5 protein-coding genes are annotated in these 6,498 nt (G+C 59.2%); all 5 read left to right on the top strand.

Features of this window, described 5'->3' with window-relative positions:
- Positions 1-186: 186 nt before the first annotated feature.
- The 5 genes from HIJ39_RS12970 to HIJ39_RS12950 all read left to right on the top strand — a co-directional run bounded on the left by HIJ39_RS12970 (position 187) and on the right by HIJ39_RS12950 (position 6,469).
- The gene (locus HIJ39_RS12970; protein ID WP_338055168.1) at positions 187-1,041 is read left to right on the top strand and encodes a coenzyme F420-0:L-glutamate ligase; all 855 of its coding nucleotides are present in this window, start codon (positions 187-189) and stop codon (positions 1,039-1,041) included.
- Positions 1,042-1,104: 63 nt separating this feature from the next.
- Positions 1,105-2,169 carry a Glu/Leu/Phe/Val family dehydrogenase gene (locus HIJ39_RS12965; RefSeq protein ID WP_169100338.1) on the top strand — a complete coding sequence of 355 codons (1,065 nt, stop codon included), beginning with the start codon at positions 1,105-1,107 and terminating at the stop codon, positions 2,167-2,169.
- Positions 2,170-2,197: 28 nt separating this feature from the next.
- On the top strand, positions 2,198-3,841 hold the full coding sequence (locus HIJ39_RS12960; RefSeq protein ID WP_169100335.1) for an acyl-CoA mutase large subunit family protein: 1,644 nt from the start codon (positions 2,198-2,200) through the stop codon (positions 3,839-3,841).
- Between the two features lie 313 nt (positions 3,842-4,154).
- Positions 4,155-4,943, top strand: coding sequence for an SDR family NAD(P)-dependent oxidoreductase (locus tag HIJ39_RS12955; protein WP_243239631.1), 789 nt, complete (start codon positions 4,155-4,157; stop codon positions 4,941-4,943).
- 11 nt (positions 4,944-4,954) lie between these two features.
- Entirely contained in the window at positions 4,955-6,469 is a 1,515-nt protein-coding gene (locus HIJ39_RS12950) for an amidohydrolase (protein WP_169100331.1), read from the top strand.
- Positions 6,470-6,498 lie beyond the last annotated feature (29 nt).

Here is a 6,498-nt window from a genome sequence, read left to right as displayed (position 1 = left end):
TCGGAGAGCCGGATGTGGGAAAACCACAAGTCCGGTTCGATGAGGGGACGGCCCCGCAAGGGGCCTCCTACTCTACCCTTCCGAGCGTTGCCACGGGCGCCAAGGAGATCCACCCGCGAAACGGTGACGCCTGGGTTTGAAGATGAATAGCGTGCAGTAGTCTTCAAATCAAGGGGAGCGATTCGGGTGGGTGATACCGTGCGCGGAAACGACCATCTTGGACGCTGGCTGGAAAAGCCGGTGCGCGTTGCAAACAGCACATTGTACCGCCGATGGATGATTAAGACCCATTTGGTGCGTCCGGGAGAACGGCTGGTCGACACGCTGGCTCCGTATCTTGAAGGGCGTCTTGAGCCCGGCGACATTCTGGTGCTTAGCGAGAAGATTGTGGCCATTGCCGAGGGGCGGGCAGTGCTGTTGAAAATGGTGAAGCCGAGGCCCTTAGCGCGCTTCTTGGCTCGTCATGTCCGTCCGTTGGGATACGGTATCGGCTTTCGACGGGCCGAAACCATGGAGATGGCCATTCGCGAGGTAGGAAGTCTTCGCATCATAATGGCCTCCGCGGTGGGAGCCGTCGACCGCTTTGTTGGGCGCTCGGGTGATTTTTATCGCATCGCGGGCCGTCGGGTGGCGTCAATCGATGGACCCGGGCCCACCACCATTCCACCGTATAATCGCTATATCGTGTTGGCGCCACGGCAACCCGAGCAGGTGCTGGGCGCGATCAAACGGCGTTTTGGGTGTGATGCGGCCGTGGTCGACGTCAACGACGTGGGCAGCGAGGTGTTGGCGGCCACTCCGGGATTAGATCATGAACTGGTGCGTCAACTGATGCGTGACAATCCCATGGGTCAAGGTGCGCAGGGCACTCCAGTGGCGGTGCTGCGTCCTACCAAAGAGGATAAGCCGGTCTCCCATTGGCCCGATCACGTGGCCCCGGGCGGGGCGGCGTGGGTGATGCCCTTAGGCGGATCGGCCGATATTGCGCTGCGCATTGGCCGCGAGTCGGGGGATCCCGACCAGCAGGCGGTTGATTTATAATAGGGGGAGCATCAGCGATACCTCCAAAAGGCGGTGAGCGGACGACCCCGAAGGTCGGTAGCTATGGATATATTTGAGGAGATGGAGCGTCGGGGCCACGAGCAGGTCATCTTCAATTACGATCGGGCCTCGGGCTTGAAGGCAATTATCGCGATTCACGACACGACATTAGGGCCAGCGTTGGGTGGATGCCGGATGCTGCCCTATGCCAGCGAGGAAGCGGCCTTGACCGACGTTCTGAGATTATCGGAAGGCATGACCTATAAGGCGGCCGCTGCCGGACTGGATTTCGGCGGAGGCAAGACGGTCATCATCGGCGATCCGGCATCGGACAAATCCGAAGCGTTGTTTCGCGCTTTAGGGCGGTTTTTGGAGACCTTGCACGGCCGCTACCGAACAGGGGAGGATGTGGGCACCTCGGAAGAGGACTTTGTCCACTCGTGGAAGGAAACCCGCTATCTGGTAGGATTGCCGACGGCCTATGGAGGATCGGGGGACACAGGAGACAACACGGCGCTCGGAGTGATGGAGGCCATTCATGCCGCCCTCATGCACCGCTTTGGGAGCCCCTTGCTCAAGGGTCGACGGGTTGCCATCCAGGGGCTGGGCAAGGTGGGCTATCATGTCGCCCGCCGAGCGGTTGAAGAAGGAGCCGAGGTGGTGGCCGCAGACATCAACCCCCACGTGGTGGGCCGCGTCAGCTCCCAACTGGGGATTGAACCGACCGATCCTTGGGCGGTTCTGGAAACAGAGTGTGACGTTTTTGCACCATGCGCCTTAGGCAATGTCATTAATCAGGAAACGGTGGGTCGTCTTCACTGTCAAATCATCGCGGGATCGGCCAACAACCAGTTGGAGAACGACAGTTTAGCCACGGAGTTGATGGACCGGGGCATCTTGTACGCCCCCGACTTCATCACCAATGCCGGCGGACTGATTCAGGTAGCCAATGAAATCCAAGGCTACAATCCCGATCGGGTGCGCCATCAAATTGAGGCCATCTACGACGTTCTGTTGGCTATTTTTCAAGAGGCCGATCAAACCGGGCAGTCCACCACCGCCGTGGCTTTGGCTCATGTTCAAAGCCGTTTGAACACCATGCATGCGATTCATCGGATTCATGCCTAAGACGAATAACCTAAAAGGGGGGACGATTATGGCGGTTGACTATCGAAAGCCGGACAGGCAGGGTTTTTCGGAAAGCGCTGATCCGTACCGCGGCAACCGGCAATATCGGACACTGTCGGGCATTCCCATCAAAGAGACCTATACTGCCGATGACTTGCCGGACAGTCAGACGATTGGCGAGCCGGGTAATTATCCCTTTACCCGCGGCATTCATCAAAACATGTATCGCGGGCGGTTCTGGACCATGCGTCAGTTTGCGGGGTTCGGCACCGCACGGGAAACCAACCAGCGCTTCCGCTATCTGTTGGAGCATGGACAGACGGGGCTGTCGGTGGCCTTCGACATGCCAACGCTGATGGGATTGGACTCCGACGATGCCCACAGTCTGGGCGAAGTCGGCCGGGAGGGGGTGGCCATCGACAGCGTGGAGGACATGGAGCGGCTGTTCCAGGACATTCCCTTGGACCAAGTTTCCACCTCCATGACCATCAATGGGCCGGGCCCCATCATCTGGGCCATGTATCTGGTGGCGGCTGAGCGGCAAGGGGTGTCCTGGGATAAGTTGCGCGGCACCCTGCAGGCGGACATCCTAAAAGAGTACATTGCCCAAAAGGAATGGCTCTTCCCGCCCCGGCCATCCATGCGGGTGATTGTCGACATGATGGCGTTTGCGACGGAGCACGTGCCGCAATGGAATTCTATCAGCATCAGCGGCTATCATATTCGCGAGGCTGGGTCCACCGCCGCCCAAGAACTGGCCTTTACGTTGGCCGACGGCTTTGCTTACGTGGAGGCCGGAATCGCGGCAGGATTGGACGTCAACAAGTTTGCACCACGGCTCTCCTTCTTCTTTAATTCCCACATTGACTTCTTTGAGGAAATTGCCAAATTCCGCGCGGCCCGGCGGATTTGGGCCCGGCATCTCAAGGAAAAGTATGGCGCCACCAATCCTAAAGCTTGGATGATGCGTTTTCACACCCAGACAGCAGGGTGCTCGCTGACGGCGCAACAACCCGAGAACAACATTGTGCGCACAGCCTTTGAGGCGTTGGCGGCGGTGCTCGGGGGAACACAGTCGCTGCACACCAATTCCATGGATGAGGTGTTGTCGTTACCTACCGAAAAGGCGGTCAAAATTGCGCTGCGCACCCAGCAGATTATCGCCTATGAGACCGGCGTCACCAATACCGTGGATCCGTTGGCTGGCTCGTACTTCATCGAGGCCTTGACCGACGAGATGGAGCGGCAGGCGGAGGAATACTTCCAACGCATCGAAGAAATTGGCGGGGTGCTGAACGGCATTGAAAACGGCTTCTTCCAGCGGGAAATTGCCGAAGCCTCCTATCGGTACCAAAAAGAGCTGGAAAACCATGAGCAGATCATGGTGGGCGTCAATGCCTTCGAAGAGCCGACGGAAGAGAAAATCCCCATTTTGAAGATTGACCCGTCGGTTGAGCGTCAGCAGATTGAGAGCGTCCGCGCCTGGCGGAATTCGCGCAGCGGTGCCGATGTTGAGCGCACCTTGAACCACCTGCGCGATTGCTGTCGCGAGGAGACGGCACCCCTCATGCCCGCGATTATTGACTGCGTTCGCGCGGGAGCCACTGAGGGCGAGATTGCGCAAGCGATGAAGGACGTATTTGGGACTTGGCGCGAACGTCCGGTGTTTTAAGCGGCAGGGGCTGTCTCTGAGTAGAAAGGATGGCCCCTTTCCGAGTTTGGGAAGATGTCTCCCAACCCCGAGGAACCCAACAAAGACGAATATCTGGCTATCCCAACAGGTTTCAACTTGCCTTGCCTTGGGGTGGCCTTTTTTGGCGACAAAGCCCTGCATCCGCCGCCGAAAAGAGACGGGCGGTCCTGTTACGCGGATGAGAGAAAGTCGCGTGGGGGGAGATTACGAGAGCTTCAAGGACTCGACGCCTTTTCGTCTAGCATGAAAGCGCCATTCGTTCCATAGGGTGATAGGGATGGGGGGGAGGCGCTTGGCCACTTGGACTGATTTTCGTTGTCTCATCACCGGCGGAAGCCGGGGAATCGGATTTGCGATTGCTGATGAACTGACTCGCTTGGGAGCCCAAGTCGTCATCGTAGGCCGGGACCCGGCCCGCGTCAATGCTGCCGCCCGTCTGTTGTCCGACGGCAGACTCGGTCATGCGACGGGACTGGCCGTTTCCATTGACGGTCGGGAAACGACGGCAGAACGTTTGGTTGAGCAGGCGCTCACAACGCTAGGCGGGCTGGACGGATTGGTCAATGCCGCCGGTGGAGCAACGGTGGGGCATGCCTTGACGGTGCCCTGGGATGTGTGGCAGCGGGACGTCGCGACAAAATTTTGGGGCTACTTCGCGCTGATGCGAGCGGCGGCGCCCGTCCTGCAAAGCCCGGGTGGCGTGATGGTCAATCTTGTCGGGGTCGCCGGGAAAGATCCCAATCCCCGGCTCGCGCCCGGGACTGTCATTAACGGGGCGCTCAGAGGACTCATCAAAATTTTGGCCGATGATTTGGCGCCGCGCGGCATTCGCGTACTGGCCGTCAACCCGGGGGCCACCGAAACAGATTTGCTGCATGAGATGGCGCAGGGCTATGCCCGACTCAACTCCACCACCGTCGAGGAAGCTCTCAAAGGGCTCAAGGCCTCCGGGCCGTTGGGACGGCTGCCCACGGCCGTAGACATTGCCAAGGCTGTGGTATTTTTGATGTCAGACGATGCAGCGCTCATTTCCGGCACCAGCATCGATATTGATGGCGGGGTGCATCGGGGCCCCGCCTAAAGCGGGGCGACATGATGCGAATATTTTGGACCAATTTCCATTGTCCGGACCCGTCGGTGACCGTTGTCATTACGGAGAACGAAAACATTTTGGCGGTGGGAAATGACACGCTACTGACGGAGAAGTCGTCGTTCGACCAAGTCCGAGACCTGGAAGGGGCGTTTCTTACCCCGGGGTTTTGGGACAGCCACATTCATCTCTTGGACTATGGACGAAGCTTTCGCCGGCTCCGGTTTGACCCGCAGCAAAATCTGGACGCCATCTTAGGACAAGTTCGCCAGCGCGCGCAGGAAGAGGCACCGGCCACCTGGGTTTTGGGGGGTGGCTGGAACCGATCCGCCTTGCAGGCGGCTCCGGACAGATTGTTGCTAGATGAGGTGGCACCACGCCATCCGGTTCTCCTCATGAGTTGGGACTATCATACGGCCTGGCTCAATACTAGGGCCGCTGAACAGCTTAACCTGGATCCCCGTCAGGTCCAGGGTGATCGGGATGGGCATGGGCGATGGACCGGTATTTTGCGCGAAGGGCTGGCCTTTTGGGCCCAGGAGTCGGCCATGGCGCAAGATGACAGCCACCTGGAAGAGGATTTGGCGCGGGGCATGATGGAAGCCGCGCACGTCGGCTTGACAGGCGTCACCACCATTGAGAATGCTCAAGGCTTGCGCATGTTGGAGACGGCCCCGCATCTTCTTCGTGCGGGGGTGTTTTTGCGAGATGTGCATGCCGCCTCTCTCTTGGATCTGGGGGTTCGGGGAGGATTTGGCAATCCCTATCTCCGCATTTTGGGTATCAAGTGGTTTTTGGATGGCGCGCTGGGATCGGGGACGGCTTGGATGAAGCAAAGCTACAGCGATGATCCGGAGAATTTCGGAATGGCCCCCCAAGCGGGCCAAGACTTGATAGCGCCAGCGCGGGAGTTGAGTCGCCAGGGACTGTTGCTGGCGGTGCACGCCATTGGTGATCGCGCGGTTCACCAGGCGTCGCTGGTCTTGAGCCAGAGCCAAGAGGTGCGGACCGATGGCATGCGGTCTCGCATTGAGCATGGGCAGCTCATCGACGACGAGGATTTGGCCATCATTCAGAGGAGCCCCATTGCGCTTTCCATGCAGCCGGTGCATCTTTTGGTCGATCGACCGATTGCGGAAGTTAAGTGGGGAGCGAACCGAAGCCGCTGGGCGTTTCGTTTTCGAGATGCTTGGGATGCCAACATTCCCCTGATCTTTGGTTCGGATGCGCCCGTCGCCAACCCCAACCCGGCACTTGGATTGTGGGCGGCCGTTCACCGGGGGATGCCGGGAGACCCCCCCTGGCATGCCGAACAAGCATTGACCCCCACGGAAGCCATTTGGGCCTACACACGAGCGGCGGCCGTCGTCGACGGTCGGCCGTCCGGACTCTTGCGAGAGGGATATTGGGCCGATTTTACCCTGTGGAGGGAGGACCCACGCGCCGCACTTATCCACAGGGACTTTCACGGCCTTTCGGTCGTGGGAACGGTGGTTGGCGGGCGGAGGATCTGGTAAAACAGGCGCCGCGATTCGACTTCAGGCTT

This window comes from Sulfobacillus harzensis, assembly GCF_012933365.1.
GTDB classification, from domain to species: domain Bacteria; phylum Bacillota; class Sulfobacillia; order Sulfobacillales; family Sulfobacillaceae; genus Sulfobacillus_B; species Sulfobacillus_B harzensis.
This window is presented reverse-complemented; position numbering and strand designations above follow the sequence as displayed.